The following is a 19,330-nucleotide window of genomic DNA, read 5'->3' on the forward strand; positions in this document are numbered from 1 at the left end:
CCCCTTGTTGTAGTTTGTATCTACATCCTAGTACAAGCGGGCAGAAAGGCAATCAGGCGCGGCCATGCAACATGAAGGCGGCGGCCCCAGTCGCAATCCTGTCCCCCTTCTCATTACGCAAGTCCATCAAGACATTGGCGACACGCTTGCCCAGCCGGGTGACTCCGGCAGCCGCGACAAAATGCTTGCCGCGCCCAGGTTGCAGATAGTCGATGCGCAAGTCTATGGTACTCATCTTGCCGAATTCCTTGATCTGTGAAATGACATCGTCCTGTGGATTGTGTTGCGCCATTTTTAGCAGGATGGCGAATCCCGCTACGCTATCAAGCACAGACGCGATGACGCCACCATGCAGCATGCCATGGGCAAAGTTGCCGAGCAATTCGTCACGCATGCCTATGGACAGGCGTGGAGCATCCGGGTCAAAACTGTCGAGCTTCATCCCCAGCAATTGGCAGAAGGGGATTTTTTCCTCAATCACCACTTTAAGCATGCTCTGAAACTCTGAATTATTAATCATGTTTTGTGTCATTGCCTTTTTCCTACTATCCTGTGAGTAAAATGGTAATAAAGTAATTAATCAAGCATTTGCTTTATTAATTGTATCATCATACACTTGCGCCACAAATTGACTCACTTGATACCTTACAGCAACAACCCAGGATCCAACCAGACAGGAGAACACATATGACTGAAGCCTATCTTTTTGATGCGCCACGCACACCGCGTGGCAAAGGCAAGAAAGATGGTTCGCTGCATAGCGTCAAGCCCATCTCTTTATTGTCTGGCCTGATGCAGGATATGCAGCAACGCCTGTCGCTGGACACTGCACTGATTGATGATGTCGTGCTGGGTTGCGTTACCCCCATAGGCGATCAAGGGGCAGACATCGCCAAGACAGCGGCTCTGGCAGCAGGCTGGGACTGGCAGGTCGCAGGTGTACAACTGAACCGCTTTTGCGCATCCGGCCTCGAAGCAGTTAACCTGGCCGCGCAAAAAGTGCGCTCGGGCTGGGAGGACCTGGTGGTAGCAGGTGGGGTTGAATCGATGTCACGCGTGGCCATGGGATCAGATGGTGGCGCCTGGGCAGCCGACCCGCAAACCAGCATGCAGACTGACTTTTTACCGCAAGGCATAGGCGCAGACCTGATTGCGACGCTGGAAGGCTTCAGCCGCGAAGATGTCGATGCCTTTGCCCTGCGCTCGCAGCAAAAAGCCACGGCAGCACGGGCAGCGGGCCGTTTCAAATCCCTGCGCCCTGTGCGCGACATGAATGGCCTGGTGATACTGGCTGAAGATGAATTCATCAAACCACAATCCAGCATGGCAGCGCTGGCTACTCTCAAGGCTTCATTTGAGATGCCAGGCAAGATGGGCTTTGATAGCGTCGCGATACGCAAGTACCCCCACATTGAACGTATCAAGCATGTGCATACTGCTGGCAACTCGTCCGGCATTGTCGATGGTGCAGCGCTTGCACTGATAGGCAGCGCCGCCATGGGCATACGCCTGGGCCTGAACCCACGTGCCCGTATCGTAGCGTCTGCCGTGACAGGAACTGATCCCACCATCATGCTGACCGGCCCTGGCCCTGCGACGCTGAAAGCCTTGAATAAAGCAGGTTTGAGCATTGAAGACATAGACCTGTTTGAAATCAATGAGGCATTTTCTGCGGTAGTCATGAAATTCATGAAAGACCTCAAGGTGCCGGAAGAAAAAGTCAATGTGAATGGCGGCTCAATTGCGCTGGGTCACCCACTCGGTGCCACAGGTTGCATGCTGCTTGGCAATCTGATCGATGAGCTGGAAGCGCGCCAGTTAAGGCGCGGCCTCATCACCTTGTGTGTGGGTGGTGGCATGGGCATCGCCACCATCATAGAGCGCGTATAGAAAATTGGGGAAACAGACATCATGATCAATTACAGCAAAGACCAACATCAGATAGTCACCCTCAGCATCGATATGCCTGGTTTGTCGGTGAATACCATGAATGCGGTATTCCGCGCGGCCCTGGCATCTGCGGTCAACAGATTGGAAGAAGAAAAAGAACAACTCAGCGGCGTCATCCTGACGTCTGGTAAAGACAGTTTTTTTGCTGGCGGCGATTTGCGTGAACTTGTCAACATAGAAGATGCAAAAACCTGCCTGGAAATGGTAGAGAAAAACAAGGCCGTGCTGCGCCGACTCGAAAAACTCGGAAAACCAGTCGTTGCAGCCATCAATGGCAGTGCTCTTGGTGGCGGACTGGAATTGGCGCTGGCCTGCCATTACCGCGTAGCCCTCGATCATCCTAAAGCCAAAATCGGTTTTCCTGAAGTGTCACTGGGTTTGTTGCCAGGTGCAGGTGGCGTAGCGCGTATGGTACGCATGCTGGGCTTGCAGGAAGCCATGCCATATCTGGTTGAAAGCAAGCAACTTGCTCCCGCTAAAGCCGTCAAGGCAGGCCTGGTGCACGCGCTGGCTAGCAGCCATGACGACATGCTGCAACAAGCCCGCGCCTGGATACTGGCCCATCCTCAAACACAACAAGCCTGGGATGATGCCAACTATAAATTGCCGGGCGGCGTAGCCAGCTCTGCCAAATTGCTGCCCATGATCATGGCAGCTCCTGCCATGCTGCGCGAAAGAACCCGTGGGAATTATCCTGCACCAGAAGCCGCACTGGCCGCGATGGTAGAAGGTGCACAAGTCGATTTTGATAATGCCCTCAAAATCGAGGGTCGCTATTTCACGCATCTGGCAACAAGCCAGGTGGCCAAGAACATGATAGGCACCCTGTTTTTCCAGATGCAGGAGGTCAGCTCTGGCAAAAGCAGACCACGGGATATCCCGAAATCAAAAATCAGCAGGCTGGGTGTGATCGGTGCGGGCATGATGGGCGCTGGCATCGCATCTGTGAGTGCGGCGCGCGGCATCGTCACGGTGATGAAAGAGCAATCACTGGAAAAAGCTGTGCAGGGCAAGGCCAATATTGCCAATAGCCTGCAGAAAAAAATCGAGCAGGGACGCCTGTCCGCAGAAAAAGCGGCTGGTCAGTTGACACTGATACTGCCTTCAGCCACTGCCAGCGATTTTGAGGGATGCGAGCTCATCATCGAAGCCGTGTTTGAAAACCGTGAACTGAAAGCCAGCGTCAGCAGCGAGGCGGAAAGCATGCTGGCTGCAGATGGCATCATGGCCAGTAATACCTCTACCCTGCCGATCAGCGGCCTGGCAAAAGCCGTCAAGAATCCTGAACGATTCATAGGCATACACTTCTTTTCGCCTGTCGATAAAATGCAGCTGGTGGAAATCATCAAGGGCAAACAAACCAGTGAGGCGACGCTGGCACGCGCTTATGACTATGTACTGCAAATAGGCAAGACACCCATCGTCGTCAATGACTCCCGCGGCTTTTTCACCAGCCGGGTGTTTGCCAGTTTTGTCAACGAGGGCCTGAGCATGCTGGCAGAAGGTTTGCCAGCAGCACTTATAGAAAATGCTGCGCTCTCAGTCGGCATGCCGGTGGGGCCGCTGGCCGTGCAGGATGAAGTATCACTGAGTCTGTCACGCCATGTCACGGCGCAAACCAGGGCCGATCTGGAAGCCGAAGGCCAAAGCTGGCAAGCACCAGCATCTGCCGCGATCATCAATACCATGATTGATCAGCATCAGCGTGCAGGCAAAGCAGCAGGCGCGGGCTTTTATGAATATCCCGTAGATGGCGGCAAGAAGTATCTATGGCCGGAATTGAATAACTTGTTTGGCAAGGCCGGGCACAGCCTGCCCTATGTCGATTTGCAAGACAGGTTTTTGTACATGCAGGCGATAGAAGCCCTGCGCTGCCTTGATGAAGGCGTACTGGAATCGGCACGCGATGCCAATATAGGTTCGATTTTTGGCATAGGTTTCCCTGCCTGGACTGGCGGTGCGGTGCAATTCGTCAATCATGTCGGCACGGCGCGCTTTGCTGAGCGTGCCGCAGAATTGCAGGCCAGCTATGGAGAGCGCTTTGCCTTGCCAGCGAGTTACTGGGCATTTGCTGCCGACAGCAAGCAGTATTAGTAATAGTAGTGAGCATCGTCGCAGCAGCATTAAATATATGGATGCCGCTGCGACCATGTAAAAAACAAAACAAAGCGGCTTCCCTGCACGCATAAATCCTGTGATAATCAGCGCTCGACTAATTAAGGGCGGTGCAGCTATGTGGTCAGTTGAAAGATGGTTGGCAAGCAGTTGTTTTGTATTCAGCAGTCTTTTAATGATGACCATGCCATGCGCAGCCAAGCCGCTCTTGCGCTGCTATGTCAGTTATGCTGGCAGCATGCAAACCATAGAAAGTCAGTTAGTCACTGACCCGTATGATGTGAAGAGCACCGATATAGGCGAGCGCTTCACTTTCAAAGCCGTCATGGTAGGCAAGGCGCAGCAGATAGACTACATCAAGCTGTATGCTTATTTCCAGACGCGTCGCAGCGATGTCCCCGTCCATCAGGCGACTTACCGCCCTCCCTTCAAAGTCAGCACTAAAGAGAACCCACTGACACCACAAAACTCCGTGTATGCGGGTGACATAGAACGTGAGCTGCAGTATCGCTGCACCTTGCAGGAGGTGCAATGATGATGAAGCTCAAATGCGTAAGTCATATGCTCGTAGCTATTGCGCTGACAGGCATGTTCACACATACAGCCATGGCGCAAGACGACAACGTCAGCATATTGTTTGCCGGCGATGTAGTCCTTGATGGCAAACCCGGCAAAATGATCGCCGACGGCAAAGACCCATTTTTTGCCTTTGCCACATTATTCAAAAGTACTGACATACGCGTCGTCAACCTCGAATGCGTGGTTGCCACAACGGGTGATGCTGCCGACAAGAATTTCACCTTCCGCGCGCATCCCCGCACCCTGGCTACGCTGAAGCAGCATGTTGATGCTGTGTCGATTGCGAATAATCATTCCGGTGATTTTGGCCGTGCGGCTTTCCAGGAAATGCTGGGTTTGCTCGATCAGCAGCAGATCAAGCGCTTTGGCGGCGGCAATAATCTGCGTGAAGCGCATACACCACTGATCATAGAAAAGAAAGGCTTGCGAATTGCCCTGCTGGGCTATAACGAATACATGCCGCGCAGCTTTGAAGCGGAAGCACAGGCAGCAGGTGTGGCATGGAGCGAAGATGAACAAGTCGTACTTGACATACGTAAGGCACGCCAGCAATACCATGCCGATCTGGTCATACCCTTCATGCACTGGGGCTGGGAAAATGACAAACTCGCTGTCGAAAGACAGCGCCAGTTAGCGAGACTGATGATAGATGCAGGCGCCGACGCCATCATAGGCGGCCACCCCCATGTGATACAGGATGTAGAGCATTACAAGGGCAGGCCCATCATATACAGCCTCGGTAATTTCGTCATGGATGAGCTCGACAATGAACCGCAAACCCGTGGCTGGGTCATACGCCTGCAACTCGATAAAAAGGGTGTCAAAGCCTGGGATACCCGTTTGGCCAAAATAGATCAGGATGGCGTGCCTCACCCTGTACCTGAGGCCAGCACTGCGTGCTGGAATCGCAAGGACGGGCAGCTCAGGCAATGCAGCAACGCTGAATAATAATGATGCCAGCCGCTATACTTTGACTGCGGCTGGCACATCCAGCACCACATCCGAACAGGCCTGGGCGACACAGGGCAATATCCAGCCCTCCTGCTTTTCTTCCAGGCTCAGGCCCGGCCAGTCTATCTGGTAGCTTATTTCCCCGGCCAGCATCTGGCACATGCAGGTGCGGCAGGTGCCATTACGGCATGAATTGGGGATACGTACACCTTCCAGCAAGGCAGCTTCCAGCAGGCTGAGCTCATCATGAGTTTCGCAAGTCCAGCCCTGGGGTTGTATGGTCACAGTCCATACCTTATTCCCTAATACTTCCGGCGTATTCATTTTTTCTCGCTATCAACCTTGTCTTCAGGCTTGAATTTTACTAGATTGAAAGCCTGCCCTCCTGATGACTCAGCAGAGGCAGAAGTCTTTTCAGGAGCTCAACATGATGACAGCCAGTGCACATCTACTTTCCCAACAGCAAGATACTTATTCAGAAAGGCGCAATGCCCGCGCACCAGATTTTATACTGATGCAGCTTGATCCCCGTGATGTCATAGAAGGAGTAATGTTAGAAGAAGGTTTTCAATCCGAGGATGCGCCCTCGGCAGGCCATATGCGTGAGCATTGCCCCCATTGCAGTGGAGTGCAATTGCAACTCATACTGCGCTATAAATTCGTCAAGCGCTCCCACCTTTTTTGCTGCAGTTGCACACGCTGCTATGACGCCTTGTATCCAGATGGTACGTCGGCACTGGCATTGAGTGCCATGTCACTGGTCTGACAACAGTAATATCGGCAAGGTCTGCAATATTGCAAGTCCAAAATAAAACGGCATTTCCTCGCTATCGCCAAGGAAATGCCGCTCTGTAAAAGCTTGTCTGTAAGACTGGTTTTACACCACAGTCTGCAAGCGCATGGCCACGCCCATGTCGCCGGACACTTTAAGTTTGCCCATCATGAAACCGTTCATAGGGTTCAATTGACCGGTCAGCAAGGCTGCCAGGTTTTCCAGTGAAATTGTGATGGTGCAGCCAGCTTCCTTGTTTTCATTGCTGACTGTATTTGGTGTCACCAATGCATCAACAAATACCACGCCGTCATCACCGCAATCAAATTTCAGGGTAGCGTTCAAACCACTATCATCACCAACTTTAGCGCGTATCGCTTCTGTGCAAGCTTGCATATCCATGAATTACTCCAGAAAAAATGTAAACGACTTGCAATGTATCACGGCAGGCTTTCGAGGGACAATACTAGAAGAGTATGGAACTCAATCGCCAATGCTTACTTCAATGTGCAAGTCAGCATCCAGTAGTAAGTGTTTCTGAAAATACGGATGTCGCGTACCGCAGGACCAAATTTTTTGCGCAGTGCACTATCAGTAGGGAAGTTCTTGAGTATCTCTACCCTGCTGCCATCTTCCTGCTTGCGTAACTGGAAGGTATTACCTTCAAGATCAGTGCGGGCAATGACTGTGCTGCTGCCTTCGACATAGTTATTGTCGATCAACATCAGTGTCGTGCCTTTACCTGTCACCTTGCTCAGATGGCCCAACAGGCTGGTCTGATCATCACGCATAACATGCGACCAGAAAAAACCGGCGAAGCAAGTGGTGTATTGGTTTGCTGTCGCGGCAGGCAATTCATGCAAATCAGCCAATGCAAATTGCACTTTGCCTTCAGGGTAAGCTTTGGCCTGGGCCACATCCAGCATGGGCTGGTTATAATCAGTCGCCACGACGCTTGCCGCTACGGGGGCAAAACGCTCAGTCCAGTAGCCTGTGCCACAGGCCACTTCCAGCACGCGCTGGTCTTTCAATACGTCCAGGACTTTGCCCTGGATTTCACGCAAGTCTTGCTGGCGCTCAGGTTTTTGGTAAACCTTTTCCAGGGTCTGGGCACGTTGCGCATAGTATTCGCGCATTTTGTTTTCACTCATTTTTATCTTTCAACAGAAAATCCACCAGCTCAACAAATCCCTCGCCGTATTCGGCATGACAGACATAGGCCGGGTGGGCCTCAAACCTGTCCAGGTATTTGCAGACGTTTGCCACTCCAACGGAGTATGGGTAATGGGCAAACATGCTGGCATCATTGGCAGAATCACCAATAAATACATAAGTCTTTTTTGCAGCTTCATCGCTGACACCAAACACTTCATGCAACACGCGCTGGCTCATGCTTTGTTTGCTAAACGGCGCAACCGAGGCATGGGCGTGGATGCTGCTGGTAGTCGCATGAAAGCCATGTTCACGGATCAGGGCGACGACTTCATTCAATTGCGTCAGCGGTATCGCAGGAATATTTTCAGCAATATCAAATGCCAGGTCACCTATTCGTTGCGCAGCATCTGCAGCAGGCAATACATCCGGGAAATGCTGGCGCATGATGTCAGCAAAATCCAGCAGGCGCTGCCTGTGTTGCAGACGGGTTTGTGCATCGGCGTAATACATCGCCTGCTGCCTGCCATTCTCATCCAGCCAGAAAGCACTCGCGCCATTCTCGGCAATGACTGCATCAAAATCACAAAGCCTTAATAACGGCAAGGTCCAGTAAGTTGGCCGCCCCGTCACAGCTATACGACGCAAACCTGCGTTTTTTGCCCGCTCAAGTGCGGCAAGCGCAGCCACGGTCAGCTTGCCATGGCTGCTGAAGGTGTCATCAATGTCCATCAGTATACCGCGCACTTGCCTGCGTTGTCCGGCAGGCCAGCTACTCAGTGCCTGCATGCTCATAAATCGTAAGTATCCTTATTACCTTGCATGACATTGTCTATCATTTTACGGTTCAGGGTAGGATTCAGTAATTCTATAAAGGTGTAAATATAACTGCGCAAATAAGCACCCTGCTTGATGGCGACCCGCGAAATATTCATGCCAAACAATTGGCCTACGGGGATGGCGCGCAAATTCTTGTCGCGCTCGGCATCAAAGGCCATGCCGGCAATAATGCCAACGCCCATACCCAGTTCTACATAAGTCTTGATGACGTCTGCATCAATGGCTTCCAGCAGGATATCGGGCTTAAGGCTGCGTATCTGGAAAGCATGGTCTATCTTGCTACGGCCTGCAAAAGCGGCATCGTAGGTGATCAATGAGTAATTGGCAATTTCTTCCAGGCTGATGTTCTTTAATTTTAGCAGCGGATGATCCACCGGCACCACGACCACATGCTCCCATTGATAACATGGCAGGGATATCAAGCCATCAAAGCCGGCGATGGCTTCTGTCGCTATCGCAATATCTGCCTGGTCACGCATGACCATCTCGGCAATTTGCTTGGGGTTGCCCTGCAATAAAGACAATCTTACCTTGGGGTATTTTTGCATGAAAGCCTGCACTACCTTGGGCAAAGCATAGCGTGCCTGAGTGTGGGTAGTGGCAATGGTGAAACTGCCGCTGTCCTGTGCCGCAAACTCTTTGCCTATGCGTTTGAGTCCATCAATTTCCTGCATGATGAGCTCAACTGACTTCAACACCGCCCTGCCCGGCTCGGTCAGGCCGCGTATGCGCTTGCCATGACGGGTGAAAATATCGACGCCCAACTCCTCTTCAAGCTCAATAATTGCCTTGGAAACACCTGGTTGCGATGTAAATAAGGCCTTGGCAGCCTCAGTCAGATTAAAATTCTGTCTTACAGCTTCGCGTACAAAACGCAATTGATGTAGGTTCATGGGTAGTTTTTTGTAAAGGCGAGGATAATCTCTTATGCAATTAGACCTAGGTTAGCATCGTTTTATATGCATGCGCTAGTATATAGACCCTGAGCCAAGAATTCCATGTTTCCACCAATTACAACATGCACAAATCATTATTAGTAACAGTTTTCAGCCTTTTCGTTTATTTAACGACAGCATCTCTTGCCCTGGCAGAAAGTATTACCGTCCCGAGGCCAGAACTTAAAAGACCCAAGATTTGCCTGGCCTTGTCTGGCGGCGGTGCGCGTGGCTTTGCGCATGTTGGTGTGCTGAAGGTACTGGAAGAATTGCATGTCCCTATCGATTGCATTGCCGGCACCAGCATGGGTGCAGTGGTCGGTGGCTTGTATGCGGCGGGTTTTTCTGCCAGCGAAATTGAAAAGCGCCTGGATGCCTTGAAGCTCAACGATATCGCATTAGACAGAGTGGAAAGACGCTATCTGCCGCAAAGCGTCAGGGAAGAAGATGAGCAATACCCTCTTGGTGCCACTCTGGGCCTGAGCGCCAATGGCGTGCGCCTGCCCGCAGGTGTCGTACAGGCCAGCCAGTTTCTGGAAATTTTGCAGAACTGGACTGCGCACCTGCAACCAGACATCGATTTTGATCGCCTGCCCATCCCTTTTCGTACCGTCGCGACCGATATGGAAACCGGCAAGATGGTACTTTTCACGAAGGGCCCCTTGCATAAAGCCATACGCGCCAGCATGGCAGCACCCGGCGTGTTTGCGCCAGTAGAAATTGATGGCAAATTATTGTCTGATGGCGGCCTGGTCAGGAACCTTCCCGTCGATATCGCCCGGCAAATGGGTGCCGATATAATTATCGCGGTTAACATAGGTACACCGCTGATGCCACGCGACCAGTTACTCACCCTGTTCAATGTCAGCCAGCAGATGGTGAATATTCTGACTGAGCAAAATGTGGAAGCACAAAAAGCTCTGTTGGGTTCAAAAGATATTTTGATAGAACCAGGCCTGGGCAATATCACTTTTATGGATTTCGCCAGATCCAAGGAAGCGGTGAAGATAGGTGAAAAAGCCACGCATGAACTAGACGCCCGCTTGCTGACTCTGAGCCTGCCGCCAGACATGTATACCGTCAAGCATGAGATACGCCTGAACCCGCAATTACCGCCGATCAAAATTCAGTTTGTCGATATCAGCACCGACGGTGCCGTGCCTGAGAGTGATATACGCCGTCAGTTGAATATACGCCCGGGTACAGAATACAAGGCGGAAGAAATCAACCGCAAGCTGGCCATACTGAATAACGCGCGCGAGTTTGACAGCGTCAACCATGAACTGGTAGAGCGGGATGGCGAATATGGCATACGGGTAAATGCCCATGGCCGCAACTGGGGCCCGCATTTCCTGCGTTTTGGCCTGGCCCTGTCCAGCGGTTTTGAAGGTGCTGGCGGCTTCAAGCTGCAAGTTGGTCACCGCCGGCCCTGGCTGACTGATGGCGGGCTGGAATGGCGCAATGACCTGGAATTTGGTAACAGCATCAAATATCACACTGAATTGCGCCAGCCACTGTTTGAACGTGAAGGCATGTATCTCGCACCATTTGCAGAGATAGGCCAGAACACCCGCAACCTGTATAGCGGCAATACCCGTATTGCTGAATACAATTTCCGCAGCGACAAACTGGGGCTGGATCTGGGCTTTCGCATAGGTGAACAAAGCACACTCGGTGAAGCCAAGTTGGGCCTGAATTTCAATCACTACCGCGTGCGCCCGAAGATAGGTGGCTTCCTGCTCTTGAATGAAGATGGCAGCACGAAAGTCGAATCCCTGCCGAGCGCAGACTTGCAACAGTTTGGCCTGAAGTCGGCAATCGTCTTCGACCAGCTCAGCGATGCCAGCTTCCCGCGCTATGGCTACAAGATAGATGCCAGCGCCTTTCTGGGCACCAGCGATACCCGCAAAAATTTCCAGGAAGTGGCGATCAATACGACCTGGGCAAATAGCATAGAAAACCATAGCATCAATCTGAAACTGAATGCGGCAGGTCTGTTTCAGAAAGGCACTGATGTACGCGGTATAGGGTATACCCTCGGCGGTTTCCAGCAATTATCCGCGTACCAGCCTGACCAGTTCACGGGTGACTTTATGGTCTATGGCAGCATGACTTATTTGCTGCGGGCGGTGAAGTTTGATCTGGCGGGACAAAGCCTGTTCCTCGGCACGTCACTGGAAGCAGGCAGTGTCTGGAACAGGGGTGAAGACATGTCATTCAAGTCATTGCGCAAGAGTGCCAGTCTTTTCGCCGGTTTCAATAGTTTTATCGGTCCTATTTACCTGGGTTTTGCGGTGGGGCAAAGTGGCGCAAAAAATGTTTTCTTCCAGTTGGGCAGGCAATAAATTTTTTAGCCACCGTAGGCATACACAAATTTGCCATCCTGAATTTTGCCCATAACGCGTGAACGCTGGTCCAGGCCCACATGGTCGCCAGCATTCATGTTGATGACACCTTGAGGGACGACCAGATCCCTGGTGTTTTCCAGCGCAGTGCGCAAGGCTTGCCGGAAAGCCTTGCTGCCAGGATGGCTGGTTTTGAGGGCGGCAGGAATCGCATTCGCGAGCAGCATATACGCTCCCCAGGCGTCACCAGCAAACTGCGTTGTCGTGCCTGCGCCATAAGCAGCTTCATACTTGCGCACAAATTCGGTAGAGACTTTTTTGACTGCATGCTTTTCCGGCAATTGCAATGCCACCACTGCCGGGCCGGTAGGAAACAAGGTGCCTTCCACATCCTTGCCGCCTAGCTTTAAAAACTCCTGGCTGGCGATACCATGGGTCTGGTAAATCTGCGCCTTGTAACCACGTTCTATCAAGGTTTTTTGCGGCAAGACTGCAGGTGTGCCAGAACCTGCAATCAATACGGCATCAGGTTTTGCCGACATCATTTTCAAGACCTGCCCCGTAACGCTGGTATCGGTGCGGGCAAAACGTTCATTCGCAACGATCTTGATATGGCGCAGTTCAGCCAGCTTTGAAAACTCACGCCACCAGCCTTCGCCATAAGCGTCAGCAAAACCAATAAAGGCCACGGTCTTCACGCCGTGATCAGCCATGTGCTGTGTCAATATGGTGGTCATATGGGTATCATTCTGCGGCATCTTGAAAGCCCAGGCACGCTTGGCGTCCATGGGTTCAACGATGCTGGCAGATGCGGCCAGGGTGATCATCGGCGTTTCATTCTCTGCCACGGTTTCCAGCATTGCCAGCGCGCTCGGCGTGGTATTCGGGCCGACGATGACATCGACCTTTTCTTCGGTGATCAGTTTGCGCGCATTCTTGACGGCATTGCCTGGGTCGCTGGCATCGTCAAGCAAGATATACTCGATTTTTTTGCCTGCAATTTCTTTGGGCCACAGCATGATGGCATTTTTGGATGAGGCACCGATGGCCGCTGCCGGCCCGGTGGTAGATAAATTGATACCCACCCTGATCTGCGCCTGCGCCACGACACTACCCAAGCTCAAAGCTGCGACGACTGCGCCACGCAGGGAAGAAGAAAAGATCATGGACATGCGGTGACTCCCAAAAAATAGACGATGAAACCAGCTGATAAAATTTGACAACAAAATCAGGCAAAAAATAGCAACTTAAAGATGCGACTCAACCACGCTTTGATCAATTGCCCCAAAAATGGACTTGCCGTTTTTATCCAGCATTTCTATCTTGATGCTGTCACCAAATTTCATATACGGTGTGACTGGTTCACCCAGGGCTATCATTTCCAGTGCGCGTTTCTCAGCTATGCAGCTATAACCCTTGCTGGCATCCTTGTTTGATACCGTGCCAGAGCCAATGATAGTGCCCGCCTTGGCATTTCTGGTCTTGCACAGATGCGTGATCAGTTGCGGGAAAGAGAACACCATATCGACACCCGCATTCGGTTGCCCTACCAGCATGCCGTTCATGCTGGAGCGCAGGGGCAGATGAACTTTGCCATCCTTCCAGAATTCCCCTAGTTCATCTGGCGTGACCGCCACTGGTGAAAAACTCGATGCGGGTTTGGACTGGAAGAAACCAAAGCCTTTTGCCAGCTCAGCCGGGATCAGGTTACGCAGGGACACATCATTCACCAGCACGAGCAATAGTATGTGGTCGCGTGCGTGCTGCACCTTGACACCCATGGGCACATCGCCGGTCACGACGGCGATTTCACTTTCAAAGTCTATGCCCCATTCTTCCGACGTCATGACGATGTCATCGCAAGGGCCAATGAAGTCATCGCTGCCGCCCTGATACATCAAAGGGTCATGCCAGAAGCTGTCTGGCATCTCGGCGCTCCTGGCTTTGCGTACAAGCTCTACGTGATTGACATAAGATGAACCGTCCGCCCATTGAAATGCGCGTGGCAGAGGTGACATGCAGTTTTTTGCTTCAAACTCAAAACTATAGGCTGCCCTGCCAGAATTCAGGCGGTTATACAGCTCTTCGAGCTGGGGCTGGATGAAATTCCAGTCGTCCAGGGCACGTTGCAAGGTCGGGGCGATGCCGTCAGCAATGGCTGCTGTCTTCAAGTCACGGGAAACAACCAGTAATTGCCCGTCCCGGGAACCATCCTTCAGTGTTGCAAGCTTCATAATTCCTCTGTTTTGATCAAGTATTCTGCGATTTTACCCGAAGGGTTTAATGAAATTGTCAGGAAACTGACAGGTGCCGCGACTAATGACCAATTTACTTAGCAGAACAGCGCAATTTTAGGTATGCTAAAACCTCAAACTGCCGTTGCCTGCCCCCTCAAAACTGATCTGCACAGGAATAATTACCATGAACTTCAGTAATTTAAAAATCAGGGTACGTCTCAGCTTTGGCTTCGGCCTGACCTTGTTGACCATGCTGCTCATGGTCGTCATCAGCGTGGTGAGGCTCAATGAGATTGCAGACCGGAACAAGGAAATACTCGAAGATGATGCAGTCGGCGTCATCAGCGCCCTGGAAATTTCTGCGCTGATACAGGAAAACGGTAGCCGTACACTGGAGTTGTTCATTACACCAGATCAGAAAGCCCGCACGGCGCAGTATGCCTCCATTGATGCAAACAAGAAAAAAATCAACGCCCTGCTTGAGATTTCCAAAAAACTGGCGATACCTCAGAAGGAAAAAGACGCAGTTGAAAAACTCATTGCCTCCAATGCCGCATTCGTCGCGGCTTTCAGCAAGACCGGCGACCTCATAGAGCTGGATCAAAAGGATGAAGCCACCGCCATGATGGGAAAATCCACCTTCCCTGCGTTGAAACAATCCCTGATTGACATAGAGAGTCTGAGCGCCATACAAAGAAATGATATGGAAACCAATGGTGAGGCGATCAAAAGCATCATCATGTTTTCACGTAACCTCATGATAGTACTGGGTATTATTGCCTTCATCATCAGTGCTGTCATTGCCACCTGGATTTCTCGCTCGATTACCATCCCACTCGATGAAGCCGTCCAGGTCGCCACCAAGGTCGCCAATGGCGACCTGACCGGTCGCATAGAAGTACGCTCAAGGGATGAAACCGGTCAGTTGCTGAGTGCGCTGGCAGATATGAATAACAGTCTGGTCATGACCATCAGCCAGGTGCATAGCAGCACGGAGATGATCTCAACGGCATCCAGTGAAATCGCCTCTGGTAATGCCGACCTTTCAAGCAGGACAGAGTCGCAGGCGAGCTCCCTCGAAGAAACCGCGTCTTCCATGGAAGAACTGACATCCACCGTCAAGCAAAATGCTGATAATGCCCGCCAGGCCAATCAACTGGCAATCTCGGCGACTGAAGTTGCTACCAAGGGCGGCAATATCGTTGGTCAGGTTGTTAATACCATGGGCTCCATCAAGGACAGCTCTGGCAAGATCGTTGATATCATCGGCGTCATTGATGGTATTGCCTTTCAGACCAATATCCTGGCTTTGAATGCCGCAGTCGAAGCCGCCCGTGCTGGCGAACAAGGCCGGGGTTTTGCCGTGGTAGCCGCCGAAGTCAGGAACCTCGCGCAACGCAGCGCCAGCGCCGCCAAAGAAATCAAGACCCTCATCGATGACTCCGTAGAGAAAGTCAATCTCGGTAACAAGCTTGTCGATGAAGCTGGCCTGACCATGGATGAAATCGTCACTTCCATCAAGCATGTGGCTGACATCATGAGTGAGATCACTGCCGCCAGCCAGGAACAAAGCGCAGGTATAGAGCAAGTCAATCTGGCGATTACGCAGATGGATGAAATGACGCAGCAAAACTCTGCCCTGGTCGAACAGGCTGCAGCGGCCGCCGAGAGCATGCAAGAACAGGCTGGCGCACTGGCCCAGGCTGTCAGCGTTTTCAAACTGGATGCGGTAGTGAAAAAACCGCCTGCACCTGCATTGAGCAAGGCGCCAAATAAAGCACCACGCGTTGCAACGACTACTTTAAAAATAAGCAAGGCATCGGCAAAAGCGGCAACGAAACCAGCGATGAAAACATCCAGCATGGAAAAACCGACCGCTGCGACAAATGACGACTGGGAAGAATTTTAAATGGTGATTGAGTAGTGATTGAATAAAGATTATCAACGCGCATACAAAAACAGCTCATTGTGTAAGGAGCTGTTTTTGTATGCGCAGGTCAGAAAAGCAGGCCAGGCAATTTATACCGACAAATCCACTTGCTGCAAACTATGCGCCTTACCGTCTTCACTTAACCATATGCCGGAAGAACGTAACTGTCCGTTAGACTGATTTTGCGCATTCTTCAAATCAAACTCAGTGCTGGCATTGCCAAGATACAGTGCGCCGACATTCGCCTGTTTCAGGGTTTGCAATTGATCATGCCCGGCACCATCCTTGGTCCATACTTTGAGTTTTTGGTAAATCGCATCGTTTTCATCTATCCAGTGATTACCATCACTGTCATAAGCTGCCAGTTCAGAAAAACCATTTCCGGTACCCGGACCAAACAATTCACTACCATTATTGATCTTGCCATCATTGTTTTTATCCAGCGCCAGAAAACCGGCGCCCTGAACGAAAGAGATATTATCTTTCTTGCCATCGGCATCCAGATCAAAAGCAAATTTTTGCGATGTCAGTTGGGTAGAATTACCAGAGAAATTAATTACCAGAGGATCGACTTTTTTGGCATCGCCAAGGCGCACACTGCTGCTACTTTCTTCATGATAGCTGCGGTTTAATTCAAACGACAGATCAAAGCTGATTTCCTTATTATCTGCAGTCACTATTTTGCCGGTCGAATGGAAAGAAGTCTGTTCAGTCTCGGTATAGGATTGATGCGTATCTACTTCCACTCCCCAGCCTTTCTGCGCTGGCTGGGCATTTTGTGCTGCGTCAGCAGGTGCCTGGGATGCTGGTGCTGACGGTGCTGCTGGCGCACTGGTATCTGCCTGTATATCTGCACTGCTCAGGGTGTTGATCTGTTTACCCGTCATGAGTTCTATGATGTATTTGATCAGGCGTATGCGCGGGTCATTGTCAGCCTCATCGCTGGCTTTCTGCACAGCGTCAGTCTGTGCAGCCGCATTGTCGGCAGGTATCGCTGGCGCAAGCTGGGCGGCTCTGGCAGCGTCTGAAATTTGCACATTGCTTGACGCGTTTCTCAAGTTCGCCGGGAGACTGGCATTCCTGCCTTCAAAATCAGGGCGTTCCTTGCCTATCCAGGCGCGCAGTTTTTCCTGCGTTTCCAGCGTTGTAGTGGCAGTATGTTGTGAAGAAAAGGAAATATCTGAGGACGCAATTTTCATGATGTGCTCCAGCCATGAGCTGATGATGAAGTAAACCTGGAACACATACCGGGGGCTTATATTTTTTACATACAACAGCTCCCCTCGCCGTCCTGCGCTCAACACACAGGACACGACCACGCGAAGCTTGTCAGCCCGATATACCTTCCATCCGCACGCACTTCAGTATTGCTCATTCGTCAAATGGAATATGCGTGATCTAAACAGGTAACGGTCAAAGTTTAAAAAGCTTTATGACTAAGAGGCAGACAAGACCGTTTTTTTTCAGCCAGCTTTAGCGGCCAGGGAACTGCCAATATCAAACTGGGTCTTAGCAAGGCCTGAACAAGGCTATGGCAAGGCCAGAACAAGCACATGACAAACTTGCATACACACAGTGGTATGCTTGCAAACTATTTTAATCTTCTCCGGGAAATTCTTATGCTCAAGTTGCGTTTCAAGTTGCGTTTACTATCCAGTGTCCTTATTTCTGCCGGTGTCCTCAGTTGCGCCAGCGCGCTGGCTGCAAATGACAAAAATGACAAAAATGACAAAGGCAGCGCAACTGGCAAGCAGGCGGTAGTCGCGCAAGCCGGACAGCAACAAGGGCAGCAACTGAACAAGCTGGCTGACGAATACTATGAAAAACAAACTGCCTTTGACCCCATAGGTGCCACTTATAATGGCGACACCCGCTATGACGACAGACTGCCAATGACACTGTCGGCACCTGTCAGGGCCAGGCAGATTGCCATGTTGAAGGAAGTTTCCAGCAGACTGGCACGCATACAACGTGAACAATTATCAGCAAGCGATGCCGTTACTTATGACTGCCTGGATTATGAACTCAAGGCCAGCCTGGAAATGTCCAAATTTGACGGGCATCTGCTCCCCGTCAATCAGATGGACAGCCTGCCCGTGACCCTGGCCCACTTCGCCTCCGGCCAGAGCGCACAACCCCTGAAGACAGTCAAACAATACGAAATCTTCTTGCGTCGTCTGGCGCAATTGCCGGTATGGATCAACCAGGCCACCGCGAACATGCGCGAAGGCATGAAACGCGGCATCGTCCTGCCCAAGGCCCTGGTTAATTCTGCCCTGCCCCAGTTTGCCCAACTGGTGACCGACAAGGCCGAAGATCATGCCTACTTTGCCCCTGTCAAAAACTTCCCCGAAGGCTTTAGTGAAGCAGACAAGCAACGCCTGAGCAAAGAATACAAGCAGGTATTAACTGCAAAAGTCTTGCCCGCCTTGCGCCAGTTCAATCAATTCCTGTCACAGGATTATCTGGCCGCCAGCCGCAGCAGCAGTGGTTTTGGCGCATTGCCAGGTGGTGACGCCTGGTATCGCGCTCTGGTACGCGACCAGACCACGACTACCCTGGACCCGGAAACCATACATGCGATAGGTTTGAAGGAAGTTGCGCGCATACAAAGCGAATTTGTCGCCCTCGGCCCAAAACTGGGTTATAGCGGCGACCCGGTGGGCCTGCCAGCCTGGATAGATACGCAAAACCAGTATCGCCCATATAAAACAGAAGCCGAGGTGCTCGATGGCTATCGCCAGATAGAAAAAATGGTCAAGGCCAAACTGCCAGAACTGTTCAACAAAATGCCCAAGGCAGCGCTGGATATCCGAGCCGAGCCAGAAATCAGCCGTCAGACCGCGTCTGACCATTACACCCAGCCAGCCTTTGATGGCTCACGCCCCGGTGTATTCTGGGCGGTCATCAACAACCCCGCTGACTACAGCACGACGGGCATGAAAACCCTGTACCTGCATGAAGGCCAGCCAGGGCATCATTTCCATTTGGCAACATCGCAGGAACTGGACATACCCAAGTTCCGTAAATTCGGCGGCAATAATGCCTATACCGAGGGCTGGGCCTTGTATGCCGAAACCCTGGGCAAGGAAATGGGCCTGTTTGAAAATGACCCAAGTGCCTATCTAGGCCACCTGACAGATGAACTCTTGCGCGCCACCCGCCTGGTCGTCGATACCGGCTTGCATTCAAAAGGCTGGACACGCGAGCAAGCCATTCAGTACCAGCAAACGACTCTGGGCTATAGCGAAGCTGCCTCACGCCAGGCAACCGAGCGTTACATGGCCTGGCCGGGCCAGGCGCTGGGCTACAAGATAGGTTCACTTAAAATTGTCGAACTCAGGCAAAAAGCCAGTGCTGCCCTGGGCAAGCGCTTTGATCTGCGCCAGTTCCATGACGTGATACTCAGCGACGGCACCCTGCCACTGGCCCTGCTGGAAGCCAAAGTCAACAAGTGGATAGACAGCCAAAAGACAAATTGAGCAAGTTTGGATTTATTTTCTATCGCTTGATTGACCTGCAAC

Annotated in this window: 17 protein-coding genes; 8 read left to right on the plus strand and 9 right to left on the minus strand. The window is 51.6% G+C overall.

The genetic code is table 11. The annotated features are described in order from the left end of the window. Positions 1–52 precede the first annotated feature (52 nt). Complete coding sequence (locus ACO0LL_RS09030; RefSeq protein WP_422950519.1) at positions 53–532, minus strand: thioesterase family protein; 480 nt, start codon at positions 530–532, stop codon at positions 53–55. A gap of 155 nt (positions 533–687) precedes the next feature. Between ACO0LL_RS09030 and ACO0LL_RS09035 the strand changes: the two genes are divergently transcribed. The 4 genes from ACO0LL_RS09035 (at position 688) to ACO0LL_RS09050 (ending at position 5,592) form a co-directional block, all read left to right on the plus strand. Continuing rightward, positions 688–1,890, plus strand: coding sequence for an acetyl-CoA C-acetyltransferase (locus ACO0LL_RS09035; RefSeq protein ID WP_422950520.1), 1,203 nt, complete (start codon positions 688–690; stop codon positions 1,888–1,890). Between the two features lie 21 nt (positions 1,891–1,911). After that, positions 1,912–4,044, plus strand: coding sequence for a 3-hydroxyacyl-CoA dehydrogenase NAD-binding domain-containing protein (locus tag ACO0LL_RS09040; RefSeq protein ID WP_422950521.1), 2,133 nt, complete (start codon positions 1,912–1,914; stop codon positions 4,042–4,044). 196 nt (positions 4,045–4,240) lie between these two features. Next, the gene (locus tag ACO0LL_RS09045) at positions 4,241–4,600 is read left to right on the plus strand and encodes a hypothetical protein (RefSeq protein ID WP_422950522.1); all 360 of its coding nucleotides are present in this window, start codon (positions 4,241–4,243) and stop codon (positions 4,598–4,600) included. Further along, complete coding sequence (locus ACO0LL_RS09050; RefSeq protein WP_422950523.1) at positions 4,600–5,592, plus strand: CapA family protein; 993 nt, start codon at positions 4,600–4,602, stop codon at positions 5,590–5,592. The genes ACO0LL_RS09045 and ACO0LL_RS09050 overlap by 1 nt, the downstream gene beginning before the upstream one ends. 15 nt (positions 5,593–5,607) lie before the next feature. Here the strand turns inward: ACO0LL_RS09050 and ACO0LL_RS09055 are convergent, their stop codons facing one another. Then, positions 5,608–5,919 carry a 2Fe-2S iron-sulfur cluster-binding protein gene (locus ACO0LL_RS09055; protein WP_422950524.1) on the minus strand — a complete coding sequence of 104 codons (312 nt, stop codon included), beginning with the start codon at positions 5,917–5,919 and terminating at the stop codon, positions 5,608–5,610. 103 nt (positions 5,920–6,022) lie between these two features. Between ACO0LL_RS09055 and ACO0LL_RS09060 the strand changes: the two genes are divergently transcribed. Continuing rightward, positions 6,023–6,361 (plus strand): hypothetical protein, encoded by a 339-nt coding sequence (locus ACO0LL_RS09060; RefSeq protein WP_422950525.1) that lies wholly within the window; start codon positions 6,023–6,025, stop codon positions 6,359–6,361. 111 nt (positions 6,362–6,472) lie between these two features. On the opposite strand, the gene ACO0LL_RS09065 is transcribed toward ACO0LL_RS09060, so the two are convergent. The 4 genes from ACO0LL_RS09065 to ACO0LL_RS09080 form a co-directional block, all read right to left on the minus strand. Next, a complete protein-coding gene (locus tag ACO0LL_RS09065) occupies positions 6,473–6,769 on the minus strand; it encodes an SCP2 sterol-binding domain-containing protein (protein ID WP_422950526.1) in 297 nt (98 codons plus the stop codon). A gap of 95 nt (positions 6,770–6,864) precedes the next feature. After that, positions 6,865–7,518 carry a class I SAM-dependent methyltransferase gene (locus ACO0LL_RS09070; protein ID WP_422950527.1) on the minus strand — a complete coding sequence of 218 codons (654 nt, stop codon included), beginning with the start codon at positions 7,516–7,518 and terminating at the stop codon, positions 6,865–6,867. Beyond that, positions 7,511–8,314 (minus strand): HAD family hydrolase, encoded by an 804-nt coding sequence (locus ACO0LL_RS09075; protein WP_422950528.1) that lies wholly within the window; start codon positions 8,312–8,314, stop codon positions 7,511–7,513. The genes ACO0LL_RS09070 and ACO0LL_RS09075 overlap by 8 nt, the downstream gene beginning before the upstream one ends. Continuing rightward, positions 8,311–9,252 carry a CysB family HTH-type transcriptional regulator gene (locus ACO0LL_RS09080; RefSeq protein ID WP_422950529.1) on the minus strand — a complete coding sequence of 314 codons (942 nt, stop codon included), beginning with the start codon at positions 9,250–9,252 and terminating at the stop codon, positions 8,311–8,313. Before ACO0LL_RS09080 ends, ACO0LL_RS09075 begins: the two co-directional genes overlap by 4 nt. 125 nt (positions 9,253–9,377) lie before the next feature. Between ACO0LL_RS09080 and ACO0LL_RS09085 the strand changes: the two genes are divergently transcribed. Then, complete coding sequence (locus ACO0LL_RS09085; protein ID WP_422950530.1) at positions 9,378–11,639, plus strand: patatin-like phospholipase family protein; 2,262 nt, start codon at positions 9,378–9,380, stop codon at positions 11,637–11,639. Positions 11,640–11,644: 5 nt separating this feature from the next. Here ACO0LL_RS09085 and ACO0LL_RS09090 read toward each other — a convergent pair whose 3' ends face one another. Continuing rightward, a complete protein-coding gene (locus ACO0LL_RS09090; protein WP_422950649.1) occupies positions 11,645–12,805 on the minus strand; it encodes an ABC transporter substrate-binding protein in 1,161 nt (386 codons plus the stop codon). Positions 12,806–12,886: 81 nt separating this feature from the next. Further along, positions 12,887–13,873, minus strand: a complete 987-nt coding sequence (locus ACO0LL_RS09095) for a fumarylacetoacetate hydrolase family protein (RefSeq protein WP_422950531.1) — start codon at positions 13,871–13,873, stop codon at positions 12,887–12,889. Between the two features lie 187 nt (positions 13,874–14,060). On the opposite strand from ACO0LL_RS09095, the gene ACO0LL_RS09100 reads away from it, so the two are divergent. Beyond that, a complete protein-coding gene (locus ACO0LL_RS09100; RefSeq protein ID WP_422950532.1) occupies positions 14,061–15,785 on the plus strand; it encodes a methyl-accepting chemotaxis protein in 1,725 nt (574 codons plus the stop codon). A 110-nt stretch (positions 15,786–15,895) separates the two neighbouring features. Here ACO0LL_RS09100 and ACO0LL_RS09105 read toward each other — a convergent pair whose 3' ends face one another. Further along, positions 15,896–17,005 carry a hypothetical protein gene (locus tag ACO0LL_RS09105; protein WP_422950533.1) on the minus strand — a complete coding sequence of 370 codons (1,110 nt, stop codon included), beginning with the start codon at positions 17,003–17,005 and terminating at the stop codon, positions 15,896–15,898. A gap of 420 nt (positions 17,006–17,425) precedes the next feature. Between ACO0LL_RS09105 and ACO0LL_RS09110 the strand changes: the two genes are divergently transcribed. Beyond that, the gene (locus ACO0LL_RS09110; RefSeq protein ID WP_422950534.1) at positions 17,426–19,288 is read left to right on the plus strand and encodes a DUF885 domain-containing protein; all 1,863 of its coding nucleotides are present in this window, start codon (positions 17,426–17,428) and stop codon (positions 19,286–19,288) included. Positions 19,289–19,330: the final 42 nt, after the last annotated feature.

Source organism: Undibacterium sp. TC4M20W, from assembly GCF_049340245.1.
Lineage (GTDB): Bacteria > Pseudomonadota > Gammaproteobacteria > Burkholderiales > Burkholderiaceae_D > Undibacterium.

Excerpts from the sequence above, each read along its gene's own strand:
- ACO0LL_RS09030 (WP_422950519.1), bottom strand. The coding sequence starts at position 532 with ATGACACAAAACATGATTAATAATTCAGAGTTTCAGAGCATGCTTAAA.
- ACO0LL_RS09035 (WP_422950520.1), top strand. The coding sequence starts at position 688 with ATGACTGAAGCCTATCTTTTTGATGCGCCACGCACACCGCGTGGCAAA.
- ACO0LL_RS09040 (WP_422950521.1), top strand. The coding sequence starts at position 1,912 with ATGATCAATTACAGCAAAGACCAACATCAGATAGTCACCCTCAGCATC.
- ACO0LL_RS09045 (WP_422950522.1), top strand. The coding sequence starts at position 4,241 with ATGATGACCATGCCATGCGCAGCCAAGCCGCTCTTGCGCTGCTATGTC.
- ACO0LL_RS09050 (WP_422950523.1), top strand. The coding sequence starts at position 4,600 with ATGATGAAGCTCAAATGCGTAAGTCATATGCTCGTAGCTATTGCGCTG.
- ACO0LL_RS09055 (WP_422950524.1), bottom strand. The coding sequence starts at position 5,919 with ATGAATACGCCGGAAGTATTAGGGAATAAGGTATGGACTGTGACCATA.
- ACO0LL_RS09060 (WP_422950525.1), top strand. The coding sequence starts at position 6,023 with ATGATGACAGCCAGTGCACATCTACTTTCCCAACAGCAAGATACTTAT.
- ACO0LL_RS09065 (WP_422950526.1), bottom strand. The coding sequence starts at position 6,769 with ATGGATATGCAAGCTTGCACAGAAGCGATACGCGCTAAAGTTGGTGAT.
- ACO0LL_RS09070 (WP_422950527.1), bottom strand. The coding sequence starts at position 7,518 with ATGAGTGAAAACAAAATGCGCGAATACTATGCGCAACGTGCCCAGACC.
- ACO0LL_RS09075 (WP_422950528.1), bottom strand. The coding sequence starts at position 8,314 with ATGAGCATGCAGGCACTGAGTAGCTGGCCTGCCGGACAACGCAGGCAA.
- ACO0LL_RS09080 (WP_422950529.1), bottom strand. The coding sequence starts at position 9,252 with ATGAACCTACATCAATTGCGTTTTGTACGCGAAGCTGTAAGACAGAAT.
- ACO0LL_RS09085 (WP_422950530.1), top strand. The coding sequence starts at position 9,378 with ATGCACAAATCATTATTAGTAACAGTTTTCAGCCTTTTCGTTTATTTA.
- ACO0LL_RS09090 (WP_422950649.1), bottom strand. The coding sequence starts at position 12,805 with ATGATCTTTTCTTCTTCCCTGCGTGGCGCAGTCGTCGCAGCTTTGAGC.
- ACO0LL_RS09095 (WP_422950531.1), bottom strand. The coding sequence starts at position 13,873 with ATGAAGCTTGCAACACTGAAGGATGGTTCCCGGGACGGGCAATTACTG.
- ACO0LL_RS09100 (WP_422950532.1), top strand. The coding sequence starts at position 14,061 with ATGAACTTCAGTAATTTAAAAATCAGGGTACGTCTCAGCTTTGGCTTC.
- ACO0LL_RS09105 (WP_422950533.1), bottom strand. The coding sequence starts at position 17,005 with ATGAAAATTGCGTCCTCAGATATTTCCTTTTCTTCACAACATACTGCC.
- ACO0LL_RS09110 (WP_422950534.1), top strand. The coding sequence starts at position 17,426 with ATGCTCAAGTTGCGTTTCAAGTTGCGTTTACTATCCAGTGTCCTTATT.